The organism is Hymenobacter terrestris (assembly GCF_013377905.1).
GTDB lineage: Bacteria > Bacteroidota > Bacteroidia > Cytophagales > Hymenobacteraceae > Hymenobacter > Hymenobacter terrestris.
The window spans coordinates 1-333 of record NZ_JABKAV010000172.1 but is presented as its reverse complement, the minus strand read 5'-3'; the positions used below and the strand labels follow the sequence as shown (position 1 = coordinate 333).

Sequence of the window (333 nt, the reverse complement as noted above, 5' to 3'; positions counted from 1 at the left end):
GCTCATGCCCCTGCACCATTCCGGTTCCTACGTCTACTTTGCCTTGAAAGGGGAATGCTTTGACCCCGCCGAGGTAACGGCCCGGCTCGGCGTGGCCCCCAGTCAAACCTGGCAGAAAGGCGACCCCACCCGCTACGGCAACCGCCAGCGGCAATACAGCGCCTGGGAGCTGTCCACGGCCAAAGGCACCGAATGGCTGGACATTGACCGCCTGGTCACCGAAATCGTCGACCAGCTCCACGACCGCACCGAGGCGATTGTGGCGGCTAAGGAGCAGTTTGACCTCACCTCGGTGCTGGAAATTGTGCTTTACGTCGACGTGAACCAAGAAGC

1 protein-coding gene is annotated in these 333 nt (G+C 61.6%); it reads left to right on the top strand.

What is annotated here, in order from left to right; all coding sequences use genetic code 11:
* Nucleotides 1-43 precede the first annotated feature (43 nt).
* On the top strand, nt 44-333 hold a 290-nt coding region (locus HW556_RS18495), incomplete at its 3' end, for a DUF4279 domain-containing protein (protein WP_176901584.1).